Origin of the sequence: Amycolatopsis sp. FBCC-B4732, from assembly GCF_023008405.1 — a bacterium.
GTDB lineage: Bacteria > Actinomycetota > Actinomycetes > Mycobacteriales > Pseudonocardiaceae > Amycolatopsis > Amycolatopsis pretoriensis_A.
Genome location: NZ_CP095376.1, coordinates 7,014,444 through 7,030,175 on the forward strand (window position 1 = coordinate 7,014,444; position 15,732 = coordinate 7,030,175).

At 72.2% G+C, this 15,732-nt stretch carries 12 protein-coding genes and 1 other RNA gene; 4 read left to right on the forward strand and 9 right to left on the reverse strand.

Annotated features, from left to right (window positions below):
* The 9 genes from MUY14_RS30845 to MUY14_RS30885 form a co-directional block, all read right to left on the reverse strand.
* A complete protein-coding gene (locus MUY14_RS30845; RefSeq protein WP_247014423.1) occupies nucleotides 1–2,082 on the reverse strand; it encodes a magnesium transporter in 2,082 nt (693 codons plus the stop codon).
* A gap of 97 nt (nucleotides 2,083–2,179) precedes the next feature.
* A complete protein-coding gene (locus tag MUY14_RS30850) occupies nucleotides 2,180–5,137 on the reverse strand; it encodes an ATP-binding protein (protein WP_247014424.1) in 2,958 nt (985 codons plus the stop codon).
* Nucleotides 5,138–5,140: 3 nt separating this feature from the next.
* A complete protein-coding gene (locus MUY14_RS30855; protein ID WP_247014425.1) occupies nucleotides 5,141–5,668 on the reverse strand; it encodes a hypothetical protein in 528 nt (175 codons plus the stop codon).
* A 12-nt stretch (nucleotides 5,669–5,680) separates the two neighbouring features.
* The gene (locus tag MUY14_RS30860; RefSeq protein ID WP_247014426.1) at nucleotides 5,681–5,938 is read right to left on the reverse strand and encodes a hypothetical protein; all 258 of its coding nucleotides are present in this window, start codon (nucleotides 5,936–5,938) and stop codon (nucleotides 5,681–5,683) included.
* A gap of 454 nt (nucleotides 5,939–6,392) precedes the next feature.
* Nucleotides 6,393–7,247 carry an SCO6745 family protein gene (locus MUY14_RS30865; protein WP_247014427.1) on the reverse strand — a complete coding sequence of 285 codons (855 nt, stop codon included), beginning with the start codon at nucleotides 7,245–7,247 and terminating at the stop codon, nucleotides 6,393–6,395.
* Between the two features lie 99 nt (nucleotides 7,248–7,346).
* An RNA gene (rnpB, locus tag MUY14_RS30870) (RNase P RNA component class A) lies at nucleotides 7,347–7,742 on the reverse strand.
* Between the two features lie 20 nt (nucleotides 7,743–7,762).
* A complete protein-coding gene (locus MUY14_RS30875; protein ID WP_247014428.1) occupies nucleotides 7,763–8,986 on the reverse strand; it encodes an NAD(P)/FAD-dependent oxidoreductase in 1,224 nt (407 codons plus the stop codon).
* Nucleotides 8,986–9,780, reverse strand: coding sequence for a ferredoxin (locus MUY14_RS30880; protein WP_247014429.1), 795 nt, complete (start codon nucleotides 9,778–9,780; stop codon nucleotides 8,986–8,988). The genes MUY14_RS30875 and MUY14_RS30880 overlap by 1 nt, the downstream gene beginning before the upstream one ends.
* 8 nt (nucleotides 9,781–9,788) lie before the next feature.
* Nucleotides 9,789–10,457, reverse strand: coding sequence for a DUF4142 domain-containing protein (locus tag MUY14_RS30885; RefSeq protein WP_247014430.1), 669 nt, complete (start codon nucleotides 10,455–10,457; stop codon nucleotides 9,789–9,791).
* Between the two features lie 248 nt (nucleotides 10,458–10,705).
* Here MUY14_RS30885 and MUY14_RS30890 point away from each other — a divergent pair, with 248 nt between their 5' ends.
* The 4 genes from MUY14_RS30890 to sfnG are packed head-to-tail and all read left to right on the forward strand — an operon-like array spanning nucleotide 10,706 to nucleotide 15,659.
* The gene (locus MUY14_RS30890) at nucleotides 10,706–11,284 is read left to right on the forward strand and encodes a sigma-70 family RNA polymerase sigma factor (RefSeq protein ID WP_247014431.1); all 579 of its coding nucleotides are present in this window, start codon (nucleotides 10,706–10,708) and stop codon (nucleotides 11,282–11,284) included.
* Nucleotides 11,281–11,634, forward strand: coding sequence for a hypothetical protein (locus MUY14_RS30895; protein ID WP_247014432.1), 354 nt, complete (start codon nucleotides 11,281–11,283; stop codon nucleotides 11,632–11,634). The genes MUY14_RS30890 and MUY14_RS30895 overlap by 4 nt, the downstream gene beginning before the upstream one ends.
* Before the next feature lie 31 nt (nucleotides 11,635–11,665).
* Nucleotides 11,666–14,515 (forward strand): AAA family ATPase, encoded by a 2,850-nt coding sequence (locus MUY14_RS30900; protein ID WP_247014433.1) that lies wholly within the window; start codon nucleotides 11,666–11,668, stop codon nucleotides 14,513–14,515.
* A gap of 31 nt (nucleotides 14,516–14,546) precedes the next feature.
* Entirely contained in the window at nucleotides 14,547–15,659 is a 1,113-nt protein-coding gene (sfnG, locus tag MUY14_RS30905) for a dimethylsulfone monooxygenase SfnG (protein WP_247014434.1), read from the forward strand.
* The last annotated feature ends 73 nt before the right edge of the window (nucleotides 15,660–15,732 follow it).

Consider the following 15,732-nt stretch of genomic DNA (forward strand, 5'->3'; position numbering starts at 1 on the left):
TCACCGCCCCATGACGTGGTCGGTGTCCCGTGGTTCCTCGCGGACCTCGATGCCCCGCGAAGGCCGGTACAGCACGAACACGGGCTTGCCGGCGACGACTTCCGGGTCGACGCGACGCGGCTGGGCGCGCACACCCGGCGCCCGGGGCGCGTCCTGCGCCGGGTAGTCGCTGAAGCCGGATTCCGGCGCGCGCAGGTCGGACGGCACGACGACGGGCTCGGGCTCGTCGTTCCACCGCCGGTCGGCCACCGGCGAGGTGTCGACGCGCCGGCTCTCCTCCCGCGTGGTCGGCCGGCCGTTGGACCCGACGACGACGTAGTCGCCCGGGTCGCCGTTGGCCGGGTTGTACTGGCCGAACACCGGCGAGCCGGGCCGGCCGCCCGAGGGCAGCGCGCCCGCGGATCCGCCGCCGCCGACGGCTCCCGGCCAGGCCCCGGACCAGGCCGCGGCCGGGCGGGCGGCGCCCGAAGTGTTGTCGAGCCGCTGGGCGTTGGCGAAGATCGTGGCCTCCGGCCGGAACCGCCCACCCCCGGCGGTCGCCCCGAGCGGCCCGCGCTGCTCACCGTCGACGACGTCGTCGGTGTCCCGCACGTTCTGCCAGAACTCGTCCTGCGGCGTCGGTCCGGTCTGGCGGCGCTTGAAGCGGGAGAAGATCCCGCCCCCGGGCGACGGCACGGCGGCGCCGACCATGCTGACCGACATCTCGACCATCTGCCAAAGGCGGCGCACGGGCCGCCCGACCATGAACAGCAGCACGGTGATGAGCCCGGCGAGGACCATCTGCGTGAGCATGTTCAGCGAGTTGCCGGCGTCGAAGATGGCCTGCAGCAGAAGCGCGTGCACGCCGGCGAGGACGGAGAGCACGACGAGGTTGAACGCGACCCCGCCGGCGACCTTGAGCACGCGGCGCAGGATCTCCGGGTGCAGCAGGGCGACGAGCCCGATCAGCGGCGCGGTGAGCGCGAAGAGGCGGATCAGGACCTGGGCGAGCAGGACGCTCGCCTTGGCGAGGAGCTGGAAGAGGGAGTAGACGAGGGCTTGGCCGAGGGAGAGGAAGCCGGCACCGGTGCGGCCACCGGCTTCGCCGGTGAAGTAGCCGGTGGCGGGGCCGAGCTTGGTGGAGATGTCCTTGTAGGCGTTCTTCTTGCCGTCGATGACGGCCTGGTTGCCGTCGTCACCGTTCACCAGCTGGTTGCGGGTGAACGCCTGGGCGTCGAGCAGCGGCTTGCCGTACTGCTCGGCCTGGGGTGCCGACGGCGTCCCGAACTCCCCGCGGAGCCAGTTGTTGTAGACGATCTGTGTGTGGAGCTGGGTCGGCAGGATGTCCCGGACGATCCGGTCGCCGCTCTCGTCGACGAACCCCGCCTGGATGTTCGTGGTGGTCTGGACGATCGCTTTGTCGATCGGGTCGAAGTAGCGCAGCATCGCCAGTGACGACGCCGCCAGCCACACCCCGGCGAGCGCGTAGAGCGCCCGTTTGCTGACCGCGGCCAGGTCACCCCGCCAGATGTTGCGGAACATCATGATCGACAGGATCAGCGCGACCAGGCCGAACAGCTGGGCGTAGATGTTGTTGTAGACCTTCTCGGCGCCCGACTTCACGGCGTTGTAGATCGGGTTCAGCAAGCCGCCTTCGAGCACCGTGTAGTGCAGCGAGTTGGTGGCGCCCACGATGTTCTTGCCCAGGTTGAACAGCTGGTTGCCACCCCAGGTGTCCAAAGTGGACCCGGCCGGGGTGAGGTTCAGCGCCGAGCAGTTGGTCTCGAAGGTGTTCCAGACCATGCCGGCGTAGCCGTAGTCGATGTAGGCGCTGTTCGGTTCGCCGTGGCCCTCCGGCGGGTCGAGCGCGCCGACCATGCCCGCGCCGGGGCGTTCCGGGTTCGGTGCCTCGCCGCAGGCCGCGGCGCTGGCGGCCGGGGCCGTGGCGATGGCTTGCAGGCCCAGGACCAGCATGACGGCGAACATGGTGGCCTTGCGGCTCGGCACGCGCCGGGCCGGCGGGCCGTCCTTGATCCGGCGCTTCAGCGCCCGCCATCCGGCGGCCAGCGTCAGCAGCACCGCCAACGTCAGCAGCGTGTTCATGCCGCACGCTCCGCGGTCGCCCGCGTGGCCGCGCCCGCCGGCCGCCGGCCGGGGCCCACGCCCCGATCCGGGTGCACGCCTCGTTCCCGGGCCGCGTTCATGCGGCGTCCCGGCCGGTGCCGCCCTTTCCGCCCGTGCGGGCGTGTTGCTGCTGCCCGTTGGGCGGCTGGACCCCGCCCTCCACCTCGCCGGTCTCCGCGGCCAGTGGATCGGGCGCGCCCAGGAGGTTCTCGTCGGCCAGGCCGACCTCCAGTTCCGCCGCCAGCTCGAAGTCCTGCTCCAGCTCGATGTCGTCCTCCGGCGGGACCGCCACGTACGGCTTCTTCTCGTCCGCCGGCAGCGCCAGCTCGTTGCCCGGTCGCCGCGAGGGCGCCGCGTCCTTCGAACCCGGGGTCGTGTCCATGACCGCCCGCAGGTGGTCTAGGTGCGGGCCGGAGAAGTCGACGCGGATGCGCTCCACTCCGCCTGCGCCGTCGCCGAAGATGAACTGGCGGGGCTCCACGTCCCGCTCCAGGCCGCGCTGCTGCGCGCCGGGACGACGGCCCAGGGCCGCGACGACCTGCTCGTAGCCCACTCCGACCGGCACCTTCAGCAGCCGCAGGGCGTCGGCCTGGGCGTCGTCGTCGTCCAGCCGCCCGACGAACACCGAGTCCAGCAGGGTCACGAAACCCTGGATCTTCAGGAAGTCCGCCGGGATCTGGGACGACAGCAGCACGCGGACATTCCACTTGCGCGAGTCACGCGCGAAGCGGTTCATCAGCACCCGCCCGGTCGGGACCTCGGACAGGAAGAACGCCTCGTCGATCCAGACGCCCTTGCGCATCTCCTTGGGCTTCTCGTACACCGACCGCTGGGTCAGCCACGCCGCCAGGTTCAGCATCTCGACGCCGAGGGACTCCGCGTCCGTCCAGTATTCGCGGGGGACGCCGTCCTTCGGCAGGGTCAGGCCCGCCATCGTCAGGACCGTCAGGCGGTCGTCACGGGTTTCCGAGTACGGGTCCGCGTCGGTCTCCGGGATGAGCAGCGCCATCCGCTCGCGCATCTCGTCCAGGAAGTCCGCGACGACGCCCGCGTGCTCGTGGTGCTCGCTCGAATCCCGCCTGAGCGCGTCGATCACCTGGCCGGGATCCGCGTCGAAGCGGCCGCCGACCGTGCGGACCGCGCGCAGCAGCACGATCCGCGTCTGCGCCATCCGCGACACCTCGTACGGCAGCACACCGGACAGGACGTCCAGCACCAGACGGCGCCGCGTCGCGCCCGCGAGGGCTTTCTCGCGGCGCCAGGAGCGCTCGGGGTCGTCCTCGTCCATGAAGTGCTCGATCAGCGGCTCGGCGACCACCCGGTACGGGTTCAGGATCCCCGGCTGGGCGTTGAGCAGGTTGATCGGGCGCGCGTACGGCCGCAGTTCCGGTAGGTCGCACAGCCGCGACAGCGGGCCGGACGGGTCGAGGATCGTCCAGCTCGCGCCGGCCCGCAGCGTCTTGTAGACGATGCCGCCGCCGAGGAACGACTTGCCGCCACCCAGGCCCGCGACCATCGCCGTCAGGCCGGAACCGTCGCGGATCTCCTGAGCCATCCACGGGTCCCAGGCCACCGGGCGGCGCGTCGCCGTGCACGTCTCGCCGAGCAGGATGCCGCGGCGGTCGCCGACCTCCGCCGTCGCCGTCGGGACCGCCGAAGCGCTCCAGACGACCGAGCCGCGGCGCATGTACGCCGCCGAGGCCAGCGGCTCGCCCGGGATGAACTCCCTGGCCAGCGCGTACTGGGCTTCGGGGTGTTCGATGGCGATCTTCGGCTTGTACAGGTCGAGCAGCTGCTGGGCCAGGCGCAGCGCGTCGCGCTCGGTCGGGCCGGACACCGCCAGCCGCCACCAGGAGCGCACGCGGGTGGCGAGCGCGGTGAAGCCCGACGTCATCTCGTCGTCGATCTCCAGCACGCGCCCGGCCTGCCGGGACAGCGACTGCGGCGGCTCGAGCTCGTGCTCGTCGGTGTAGTGCTTGACCTGCGAGCGCACCTTGTTCATCTGGCGCTGCAGCTCGCCGGCCACCTCTTCGGGGCGCCGGACGTAGATCCGCGCGGACACCTCGACGGCGGCGGGCAGGCGGTCGGCGTGCTGGATCCACGGGTCGTCGACCTCGGGGATCTGCAGGCCGTGCATCTGCCCGACGGTGAGGACCGCCAGGTGCCGCGAGACGCCGGCGTTGGAACCGGTGCGGCCGCGGACGGTCACCGTCGGCGCGTACGGCTCGGCGTAGAAGTCGGCGGCGTCGGTGAAGCTGGCCAGGTCTTCGGGCTCCCAGGCCGCGCCCGGCACGGCGGGCATGTTCCGCGGCGCGGGCAGGCCCAGGGAGCACGAGCGGTGCATCAGCCAGGACATCTCCTCGGCGTGCACCGGGCGGCCTTCCAGCCCGGCGCTGCCGATGACCTGGTCGAGGTGCTCGACCTCGGAGTCCAGCGCGGTCAGCTCGGCGTCGACGGCCTCGGGCAGGATCTTGCGCAACACCGGCGCGGCGCGCTCGACCGCGCGGTCGACCATCCGCCGGGTCTGCACCTGGACCCCGATGTAGACCTCTTTTTCGGCCATCGAGCGGCCCATGAGCTGCTGCTGCTCGCCGATCAGGTAGTCGTCGAACGACATCGCGCCCGGGACGTCGGAGGGGCGGCCGTGCGCGTTGTAGACGTGCGCCTCGGCCCACATCCGGATCGGGTACGGCCGGTTCGTCACGCGCAGGTGCAGCCAGCGGCCCTGCAGCTCGGCGTACTGGCCGGCGATGGCCGCGATCAGGTCGCGCCGCTGCGAGTCCGAGCGGAACGACCAGCGCTGCGGCGCGAGCCGGTACCAGGCGTAGACCTCGAACCCGGTGCGGACCAGGTGCCCGTCGATGCTTCGCACCGCGATCGACGGGGTATACGCGGGGATCGCCTGCTCCCCGGTGAGGCGCCGGGCCTTGCCACCCGAGCCGTTCCGCGACGCGCGGACCTGCTCGGGCGGTTGCCACGCGCCCGAGTGTGCGTCCCGACCCCGTTTTCCTCGGCTATCGCCGCGACCGAACAACGACTACCTCCCGGCCCGGGCCGCGTTGCCGCGGCCCCGGCGCGCTCGTGGTGCTCCCTGGTGAACCGGCGCGGCGGCGCGGCGCGCCCCCGTCGAGGGTGGCGTGGGCGGCGCGGCACCCGGCTGGCCGCCGTGGTGCTGGTACTGCCGCCTCCGGCGGTGCTTCGGCAACGGGCGTTCGGCCCGCACCCGGACCCGGCTGGCGCTCACCGCACCGCCCGTGCCCGTGGTCAGTTCTCTCGGGGTGTTGAGCTCGCGGCCCGCCATCGCGACCACGGTGCCCAGCGGGCGCTCGTGGCTGATCTTGGCGGTCAGCAGCCGGGTGACGACGATGGTGGCGACGAACGCCCACGCCGTCGAAAAGAACCCGAAGCTCCAGCCCGCCCAGCGTTCGACGCCGAGCACGACGAAGAACGTCGGGATGCCGATGAGCCAGGCGACGTACCGGGCTCTCCAGGGAAAAGTCGCCTTCGGGGGGCCGAGCCACACGGCGTCGACCCGGTAGACCTCGTCATCCGTCCTGATGCGCACGCGGGCCCCGCCTCAGCCGGTGAACAGGCCGGCGATCCACTGACCGACGTTGACGCCGGCGCCGCTGACCGCGAGTCCGATGATGGCGAGCGCGATGACCACACCGGCGAGGCGGCGCATGACACCGGCGTTGTCGCCCTTGCCGCCACCGAGCCAGAGCAGGAGGAGCGCTACGGCCAGCAGCACCAGGGGAATGATGTTGTCGATCAGCCAGGTGCGCACGTTTCCCGTGCCCAGCTCGCCGGCGGCCAGGGTGGTCAAGGTCGTCATCGCGATACTCCCGGTGCGCGGTGGGGGCCGCGCGGTTCTGGCTCAGGCGGTGCTTCGAACAACATCATGGGGGCTACGAGGGGTAGTGGTCAAAGCGCGCTGCGTGAATGCCGGCTGCCTCTTCAACCGGCGCGGTGCGCGGGGCACACGAAAACTCCACGCCCACCATCATCGCGGCAAGGGCCCTCGGGTTGAACCCCGGCCACCCATACTTCTCAGTGTGCTGACGAACTCACCCCTATGCCCGGGATTTGCTCACTGTGGGTACTGGCGCCGTGGCCTTCGTGAGGCCTGGAACAGTGTGACATGACCCGAACGGCCGTGTCGCACGAGTCCGTTCCGTGACGGCCCCTCGGCCGGTCGGCGGCCATATCGATCTTGAACCCCCGCGCTGTCCGTCACAGGCCGCTCAGAACTTCACAAGTTTTTCACTACATAGCGTGATCTTGATGTGCTAAGGGCGACGCTTGGCGAAGACCCCGTCCGGGAAGGCACCGGCCTCCACGACGAGCCGGCTGAGCCCGCGGCACAGCTCTTCGAGCCGGGCGGTCCGCTCGGCCCCGAGGTGCTCCCACGGCCCCCGCGCGGCGGCCTCGGTGGCGACCTCGACGCGGTCGCGGACGGCGGCCCCCTCGTCGGTCAGCAGGCTCTCGGCGTCCAGGAGCCCGCGCTCGACGAGCCGGGCTTCGGCGGCGGCCCACTGCTCGTCGCTCCAGCCGCGGGTCAGCTTGGCGGTGGCGGTGAGGAAGCCGCGGCCGGTGGCCACGTGCGTGACGAGCGCTTCAACGCCGCTGAGGCCGTTGAGGACGAGCGCGGCGATGTGGCCGTCGCCGCGGTACTCGCGGATCAGGGTGACGGCGTGCCAGAGGACGAGGTGCGACTCCCCCGGCCAGCCGAGCCCCGCGTGCGCGGCGTAGAGCGGCCGGCCTTCGGCGGTGCACCCGGCGGCGGCTTCACGCGCGAGCTCCGCGGCTTCGGCGACTTCGTCGCTCTTGACGTGGTCGCCGAGCAGCCGGGTCAGTGCTTTGTCGACCCCGTCGACGCGGGCTTCGAGGACCTGCTCCGGCGTCGCGAGGGTCCAGGCGCGCGGGATCACGCGCGCGACGACCTCGGGGTTGAAGTTGTAGAAGGTGGCCGCGACGACCTCGGGCCCGACCGCGCCCATGGCGGCGGACCGCCCGGCGAAGTACGGCATCCGCCCGGGCCGGAGCCCGGCGCCGGTGAGCGCTTCGTCCACCTCGGGAGCGAAGTACGCCAGGGCGTGCAGGGAATCGAACGCCGACTTGAACCGCTTCTCGTCACCCGCCATAGCGGCACCCTACTACCGGGTAACCGCTGCCGGCACCCCTCGGTCGTGAGTGTCCAGGGCGGTCAGAACCGCCCTGGACACTCACGACGGGCAGTGGGGCGGACGAGCCGGCATGTAAGCCGGATCCTGTTCCCCGGTCGCCTTGCGGCTTCCGGGGCGGCGGCCATCCATCTCGGCCTGCCGTCGCCGGCAGGCTCCAGCGGCCTACCCGCAGACTCGGACGGGCCGTCCTCGAACGCCTGCGCAGGAGCTCGAGAGCTCCCTCTTGGCCTTGCTCCGGGTGGGGTTTACCTAGCCGTCCCGGTCACCCGGGACGCTGGTGGTCTCTTACACCACCGTTTCACCCTTACCCCCGCCCGAAAGCGGGGGCGGTCTGTTTTCTGTGGCACTTTCCCGCGGGTCGCCCCGGGTTGCCGTTAGCAACCACCCTGCCCCGTGGAGTCCGGACTTTCCTCGGGCCGGGTCACCCCGGCCCGCGACCGCCCTGCCAGCTCGTCCGCAGGCCGAATCGTAGCTCAGCAGCCGGCCGCCGCCTCGCTGTGGTGGCGTGGGCGGACCACCGCCGGCGCGGGGTGCTGGCGGGCGAGTTCGGCCGTCCAGTGCAGCACCGCGGCGGGGCTGTCCAGGCCGATCAGCCCGACCAGCTTGCCGTGGCGGACGAACCCCGTGATCGGCCGCGTGCCGGCCACGGGGCTCTCCAAGAGGACGGTGTCGGCGCCGAGCTCGGGGCGGCCGGCGACCTGGATGCGGACGCCGTGCTGCTCGGACCAGTAGCGCGGCACCGGCGTGTACGGACGCGAGCCCTGCGGGCCGGCGAGGAGGTTCTCGGCGGCCGCGCGGCTCATTTCGACGGCGTTGAGCCAGTGCTCGTCGCGCCGCGGCGTGACGTCGTAGCGGAGGTTGGGCCAGCGGGCGACGTCGCCCGCCGCGACGATCGTCGACGAGCCGACGACGTGGCAGGTGGGTTCGCAGACGACGCCGTCGTCGAGGGGCAGCTTGGCGCCGCGCAGCCAGGACACCGCCGGGACGCTGCCGACGGCGACCACCACGCACGCGACGTCGAGCGCGCGGCCGTCGGCGAACTCGAGCCCGACCGACGTCGGCCCGGGCCGCCAGCGGCGGATCGTGGTGCCGAGTTCGAGGTGGACGCCGCGGGCCGCGTGCAACGCCGTGAGCCAGTCGCCGATGTCGGGGCCGAGGACGTCGGCCAGCAGCGGGCGCGACCGTCCGAAGAGGACAACTCCGCGACCGGTTTCGCGGAGGCTGGAAGCGACTTCGCAGCCGATGAAGCCGTCGCCGATCACCGCGACCGGGCCGGGGTTGCCGGTCAGCGCCCGCTGGAGCGCGACGGTGTCGGAAAGGGTGCGGACGACGACCACGCGCTGGTGGCCGTGCGGCGCGCCCGGCATGCGGCGGGGTTCGACGCCGGTGGCGATGACCAGGCCGTCGTAGCGGAGTTCCTCGTCGCGCAGGTGGACGACCTGCCGGTGCGGCGACAGCGCGGTGACCGGCGTGTCGAACCGCCATTCGGCGTCGACTTCCAGGGGGTCGGCGAGGAGGGTGTCGGCGCGGCTGACCGCGCCGGTGAGGAGTTGCTTGGACAGCGCCGGCCGGTGGTAGGCGATGCCGGGTTCGGCGCCGAGGACGACGACTTCGCCGTCGAACCCGAGTTCGCGCAGCCGTTCGGCGGCGCGCAGGCCGGCCAGTCCGGCTCCGGCGATGACGATGCGTTCGGTCATCAGATCGCTCCCAGCAGGTGGATGGCTCGCATGGGACAGGCGCGCGCGGCCGCGCGGACGTTCGGGACTTCCCCCGCTTCGGGGCGTTTCTCGTACTCGAGCCGGCCGTCCTGGCCGAGCTGGAACACCTGCGGCGCCTCGCTCTGGCAGACGCCGTAGGCGTGGCAGCGCCGGCTGTCGACGTCGACGCGCAGGGCGGCCGGCTCCGGCTCGGGCGGCGTGACCAGCCCGGCGCGGGCGAGCAGCGCGGGCGGCAGCACCCGCAGGACCGACAGCAGCACCGGCGGGACGAGCAGCGTGATCCCGGCCAGCCAGACGACGGCCAGGTGCCCGCTCGAGACGGCGCCGAGCCAGGCGTGCACGGCGAGCAGGCCGATGGCGAGGTAGCCGGCCTGGTGGAAGCGCAGCCACCGCCCTTCCCGCGCGCGGCGCAGGCCCGCCGTCACGGACACGGCGATCACCAGCTCCAGGCCGGCGATGCCGAGCGCGTGGCGCGGGGTGCCGTCGTAGAAGGGGAGCAGGAGGTCGGCGACGCCGAACGGGTCGTCCTCGAGGAAGAGGAAGGTCAGCCCGTGCAGCGTGCCGGTGGCGAGGGTGAACGCGGCGAGCAGGGTGTGGCCGGTGCGCAGCGCGTCCCGGCCGCTGAACCGGCGGACCCAGCCGGTGGCGGCGAGCACGCCCCAGCACAGGGTGAGGCACATGCAGAGGTAGGTGAGGCGGCCGGAGAGCGCGGCCGCCTCGGCGATCCCGGTGTCGTGCGGCGACACCGGGATCAGCGCGGCTGAGGGGGACATGGAGCGGCTTACCTCCGGGTGCGCGGCGGGGTCCTGCCGGGAGTTCCGAGCAGGCGGAGCAGGCCGAACGTGGCGACGGTGGCGAGGGCCACGAGGACGGCGGCGGCGGCGAGGTCCCCGCCGCCGAGGGTGTCGTCCTCGGTGGCGGAGACGAGCAGGGACGTGGTTTCGGCGAGCCCGGTGCTCTCCAGGAGCGTCAGGTGCCCGAGCGCGGTGTCGACGGCGGTCTGGGCGAACGCGCGGACGTCGTCGTCGCGGGTGCCGGCGCGGACGTCGGAGGCGAGCGCGAAGAGGCTGCCGTACTCGGCGCGGAGCCGGTTGACGTAGGCGCGGTCGAACGCGTCGCCGCCGGCCGCGGCGAGTTCGTCCGCCCAGGTGCGCTCCTGCTCGGTCGGCTCCCCCGGGAGGGTGATCGCGAGCCGGTCGGCCACCGCGCCCAGTGCGACGTCGAGGCGGGCCTGGTCGTCGGTGATGCGGACGGCGACGGCGCGGACGCGGCGGTTGGTGGCCCGCTCGGCGGCCAGCCTGCTCGACGGCCCGGCCCACAGCGTGTGCTGCTTCAGCCGGGTCAGCAACGCGCGGTCGGTCTGCTGCAGTTCGCCGGCCGACGCCGGGAGCGCGCAGCCGAGCACGAGCGCGGCCGCGGCGGCCAGCAGCGCCACGAATCGGAGCGGCATCCCGGTGTCCCTTCGCGAAGGAGGCTTCGCAGTGAGCTACGGGAGAAAGGTGTGATCCGGTTCTCGCCGTCACCTTTTAGTGACCTGTGACGTGCATCACAAGACACATTCTGAACCGATCTTGAACGGGTGTCGTTTGCGGCCGTCGCTAATGGGGCACCGAAACTAATGCATATGGCCTATTAAGTTGTTTTGCGCTACGCTCCGATGGCCCCACGGTCCGCCAGTCAGGTGAGGTTGCGAGCTTTATGGAAGCACTGGGCAGAGAAAGTCGCGGCCACGTCGGTTACGCCTCGTCCGGCACCGCGGTCGACGCCGCGCCCGACCCGGCGGACGATCTCGTCCCGTTGCTGTACAAGGACTTCCGCGCCACCTTGTTCGCACAGGTGCTGTCCCTGACCAACCACGACCGGCAGTGGACCGAGGATGTGGTGCAGGAGACCATGATCCGCGCGTGGCAACACTCGGACACCCTCGAACGCGAGCCCGGAATGCTGCGCGGCTGGCTGCTCACGGTGGCCCGCCGGATCGTCATCGACGGCTGGAGAAATCGCCGGGTCCGCCCGCAGGAGGTTGCTCTGGACATCCCGGAAAACGCCGAGTCCGCCGACCGCGCGGACAGTTCGTTAGCCGCACTAACGATTACTCGGGCATTGGGGGAACTGGACGCGAAATACCAGTCCGTCATCTACGAGACCTACCTCGCCGGAAACACCGTTCGGCGGGCGGCGGAAATTCTGGGAATTCCCGAAGGAACCGTGAAATCGCGGTTGTACACGGCGATGCGGCAATTGCGGAAGACGCTCGGTGAAGTGGCGGCGCGATGACGGGGAAGCACCGGGACGCCGCGGCGCACGGGCTCGGCGTCCTCGACGACCCGGCGGAGTTCGAAACGCACCTGCGGGGCTGTGCCCGCTGCCGGGTCCGGGTCACCGAGTTCCGGTCGGTGGGCGAAGCGCTGGCGGAGGCGGTCCGGCTCGGGTACCTCCCCCGCGGCGGCGCACCGGCGGCCGGCGTTCCGGAGCGACCGGCCGGAGCCGGCTACCCGCTGCCCGACGGAAGTGCCGGCGGGGAAGACCGGTTCGCATCGGCTGCGTCCATCGGCTCCCCTGCTCGTGTCGTGGGCGGGTCCGGCCGCGCTCCGCGGGATCTCCCCTGGTCGGCCGGATTCCAGTAGTCTGCCCCAACCCAACATGAAAGTCCTTACGGTGGATACCGAAGTAAATCCCGAGCACCCCGTCAGCGGGGCTTCGGTACCGAAGCGTCCCGCCCCGCGGCTCCCCGGCCGCGAACCCGAGCTCAGCCGTCTGACCAGCCTTTTCCCGGCCGCACTCGGCGGCCGCGCGGCCAGCGCCGTCCTGGTCGGCGAGTTCGGCATGGGCAAGAGCGCCACCCTCCACACCGTCGCGGCGCTGGCCGCGGACGCGGGCTTCACCGTCGCGATCGCCACCGGGTCGCGGCTGGAGAGCCACCTGCCGGGCGGGCTCGCCCGCCAGCTCGCGGACGCGCTGAGCGCCCCGGGCACGCCGCGCCCGAGCGCCACCGAGCTGTGCGGACCGGCCGGGGAGAGCGAAGCGCTCGAACTCTTCTTCGGGCTCGTGCGCGAGGCCGCCGGCCGCGGCCCGCTGTTCCTCGGCATCGACAACGTCCACCTCGCCGACGCCTGGTCCATGCGGTGCCTCGCCTACATCCGCAACCGCGTGCTCGACCTGCCGGTGCTGATCATCCTGACCGCGCTGACCGGGCACCCGCCGCACCACGAGGTCGCGCTGCTGGAGATGGCGGGCTGCACGCCGGCGTCGATCACCCTGAACGGCCTCGGCGACGCCGCCGCGGCCGAAATCCTCGGTCTCGCCCCCGGCGAGCTCGCCACCGCCTGCCGCGAGGCGACCGGCGGCAACCCGTACCTGCTGCAGGCCCTGCGCCCGCGGCTGCTGCCCGGCGCGGACCCGCACGAGCTCGGCTCGTCGCTGATCGGCCAGGTGCTCCACACGCGGATGCAGGAGTTCCCGCACGCGGCGGAGATCCTGCACGCGGCGGCCATCCTCGGCGAGGACGCCGGGTTCGACCTGCTGGCCCAGCTCGCCGGCGTCGATGAGCTCGACGCGCTGCAGGCGATCGACACGATGGTCCGGCTGCACGTGCTCACCAACAGCAACCAGCCGGTGCTGACCTATTCGTTCGTCCGCAACTCCCTGCTCAAGGACATGCCGCAGACGACCCGCGCGGTCAACCACGGGCGGGCGGCGAAGCTGCTGTCGGAGACGGGCGCGCCGGTCGAGCGCGTCGCCGCGCACCTGCTGGAAGCGACGTCGATCCGGATCCCGTGGGGCGTGGACGTGCTGCGGCTGAGCGCGCGCGACGCCGTGTTCTCCGGACGGCCCGAGCTGGCCGCGCGGCACCTGCGGCGGGCGCTGGCCGAACGGCTGTCGTCCGGGCGCCGGGTCGCCGTGCTGCTGCAGCTGGCGCACGCGGAGTTCCAGGTCGACCCGCCGGCCGCGGCGAAGCGGGTGCGGGAAGCCGTCGACACGATCGGCAACCGCGAGACCGCCGCGGTCATCGCCACGGCGATGCTGCTGTCGCTCTGCGGCGGGCAGGACGCCCGGCTCGGGATCAGCGCGGCGGGCCAGATCGCGGCGCGGCTCGACGCCGGCGGCCCGGACGCCGTGTGGCCGCTGCTGTGCGTGACCTACCTCGCCGAGGCGGGCAGCCGGCTGGGCCCGCCCCCGGAGTTCCGCGACTTCGAGGAGCAGTGGGCGCCGCTGACCGACCCGGCGGCGCAGCGCAGCCGCTCGGCGTTGCTGGCGCTCGACGCCGTCCGCAGCGGCGAGTCGGCGCAGGACGCCCTCGGCCACTTCGCGGACGCGCTGTCGCTCGCTGAGGCTCCGCCTCAGGCCGGGGGCTCCGCCACCCGGAACCCCCGAAAGCAGGGGTCCGGCGACGACAGCGAACTGTTCGAGCAGCACTACTTCTTCACGCTGGCGACCGCGGTGCTCGCGGACGAGCCCGCGCACGTCGACCGGCTGTGCCGCGCCCTCGACGTCGAGCGCGAGCCGTGGGACGTGCACGTGCCGCACGGCGCGCTGCCCACCCTGGCCCGCGGGATCGCGCTGCAGGCCAGCGGCGACCTGCAGCGCGCGAGCGTCCACTTCGAATCGCTGCTGCGCCGGTTCGACGAGCGCGGCGGCACGACGACGTGCCCGGTCGGCGTGCTGTGCGCGGCGAAGCTCGTCGAGTGCTGGGTGGACCTCGGCCGGTTCGAGGCGGCGACGTCGCTGCTGGACCGGATGGACTTCGTCGCCAGCCAGGGCCTGTTCACCCACACCTACCTGCTGTACGCGCGAGGCCGCCTGCGCGTCGCCACCGGGTACACCCGGTTCGGGTTCGAGGACCTGCTCAGCTGCGGGCGCCGGCTGGCCCACCACGGCATGCGGTTCCCGGGGTTCGTGCCGTGGCGCGCGCACGCCGCGCGGGCGGCGCTGGCGCTCGGCCAGGCCGACGACGCGGCGCGGCTGGCGGAAGAGGACAGCACGGCGGCGGCCCGCTGGGGCGCGGCGCGGCCGCTGGGCACGGCGCTGACGACGTTGGGGCTCGTGCGCGAGGACGACGAAGCCGAGCGCGCGCTGACCAAGGCGATCACGACGTTGCGGACATCCCCGGCGCGGCTGCAGCTGGCGACGGCGTTGACGGAGCTCGGCAGCCTGCAGGCGCGGCACGGCCAGTCCGAAAAGGCCATCGAAACCCTGCGGCAGGCGGTGGAGCTGAGCGAGCACTGCGGCGCGCGCCCGCTCGCCCGGCGCGCGGCGGAGGAGCTGCGCTCGTCCCGGCGTGCGCTCACCCCGGCCAAGGACAACGAACACGGGTTGACGCGGCAGGAAAACCGCATCGCGGTGATGGCCGCGCAGGGCCTGACCAACCGCGAAATCGCGACGGCGCTGCACCTGACCCGGCGCACGGTGGAGCTGCACCTGTCGGGCGCGTACCGCAAGCTCGGCATCCCCGGCCGCGCGGAACTCGGTGGCGCGCTGGCCAAGTCCCACCGTGCGGACGCGCGTTGACCCGTCTCCGGGTCGTTGCTCTACTCGGGCCATGTCGTACGAAGAGCCGTTGAAATTCGCCTACTGGGTCCCGAACGTGAGCGGTGGCCTCGTCACGTCCGACATCGAGCAGCGGACGGACTGGGGTTACGAGTACAACCGGCAGCTGGCCGTGCTGGCCGAGAACAGCGGGTTCGAGTACGCGCTTTCCCAAGTTCGCTACACCGCCAGCTACGGTGCCTCCTACCAGCACGAATCGACCGGGTTCAGCCTGGCCCTGCTGCTCGCGACGCAGCGGCTGAAGGTGATCGCGGCCGTCCACCCGGGTCTGTGGCACCCGGGCGTGCTGGCGAAGTTCATCGCCAGCGCCGACGTGATTTCCGGCGGCCGCGCGGCGGTCAACGTGGTCAGCGGCTGGTTCAAGGGCGAGTTCACCGGCCTCGGCGAACCGTGGCTGGAGCACGACGAGCGCTACCGGCGGTCGGAGGAGTTCATCCGTGTCCTGCGCGAACTTTGGACGAACGACCACGCGGAGTTCCGCGGGGACTTCTACCGCATCCACGACTTCGACATCAAGCCGAAGCCGGTGGCGGCCCCGCACCCGGAGATCTTCCAGGGCGGAAATTCGACGGCGGCTCGGAAGCTCGCCGGGAGCGTGTCGGACTGGTACTTCAGCAACGGCAAGGACTTCGACGGGTTCAGCGAGCAGGTTTCCGAGGTTCGCGGCTACGCGGCTTCCGCGGGCCGGACTGTCCGGTTCGGACTGAACGGGTTCGTGATCGCCCGTTCTTCCGAGAGCGAGGCCCGCGCGGTCTTGAAGGAGATCGTCGCCAAGGCCAACGTCGAGGCGGTCGAAGGGTTCCGGTCGGCCGTGGCGCAGGCGGGGAAGTCCACTTCGGACTCGAAGGGGATGTGGGCGGACTCGGAGTTCGAGGACCTGGTGCAGTACAACGACGGGTTCCGGACGAAGCTGATCGGGACGCCGGAGCAGATCGCCGACCGGGCGATCGAGTACAAGAAGCGCGGGGCGAACCTGTTGCTGCTCGGGTTCCTGCACTACCTCGAGGACGTCGAGCACTTCGGCAAGGAGGTGCTGCCGGTGATCCGGGCCAAGGAGCAGGACCTGGCGCGAGGTGCGGCGACGCCGGAGCCGCTGGGGGTCTGAGCGCTCGCGGGGGCGCCCCCCGTTTTCCACGCTACCCGGGAGCACCGACAGAACCGGGCCGCCACCACTCCGG

Bases quoted from the DNA above. Each gene is read 5' to 3' on its own strand.
- MUY14_RS30860 (WP_247014426.1), bottom strand. From the start codon at position 5,938: ATGACGACCTTGACCACCCTGGCCGCCGGCGAGCTGGGCACGGGAAAC.
- MUY14_RS30880 (WP_247014429.1), bottom strand. From the start codon at position 9,780: ATGTCCCCCTCAGCCGCGCTGATCCCGGTGTCGCCGCACGACACCGGG.
- MUY14_RS30895 (WP_247014432.1), top strand. From the start codon at position 11,281: ATGACGGGGAAGCACCGGGACGCCGCGGCGCACGGGCTCGGCGTCCTC.
- MUY14_RS30890 (WP_247014431.1), top strand. From the start codon at position 10,706: ATGGAAGCACTGGGCAGAGAAAGTCGCGGCCACGTCGGTTACGCCTCG.
- MUY14_RS30885 (WP_247014430.1), bottom strand. From the start codon at position 10,457: ATGCCGCTCCGATTCGTGGCGCTGCTGGCCGCCGCGGCCGCGCTCGTG.
- MUY14_RS30875 (WP_247014428.1), bottom strand. From the start codon at position 8,986: ATGACCGAACGCATCGTCATCGCCGGAGCCGGACTGGCCGGCCTGCGC.
- MUY14_RS30865 (WP_247014427.1), bottom strand. From the start codon at position 7,247: ATGGCGGGTGACGAGAAGCGGTTCAAGTCGGCGTTCGATTCCCTGCAC.
- sfnG (WP_247014434.1), top strand. From the start codon at position 14,547: ATGTCGTACGAAGAGCCGTTGAAATTCGCCTACTGGGTCCCGAACGTG.
- MUY14_RS30845 (WP_247014423.1), bottom strand. From the start codon at position 2,082: ATGAACACGCTGCTGACGTTGGCGGTGCTGCTGACGCTGGCCGCCGGA.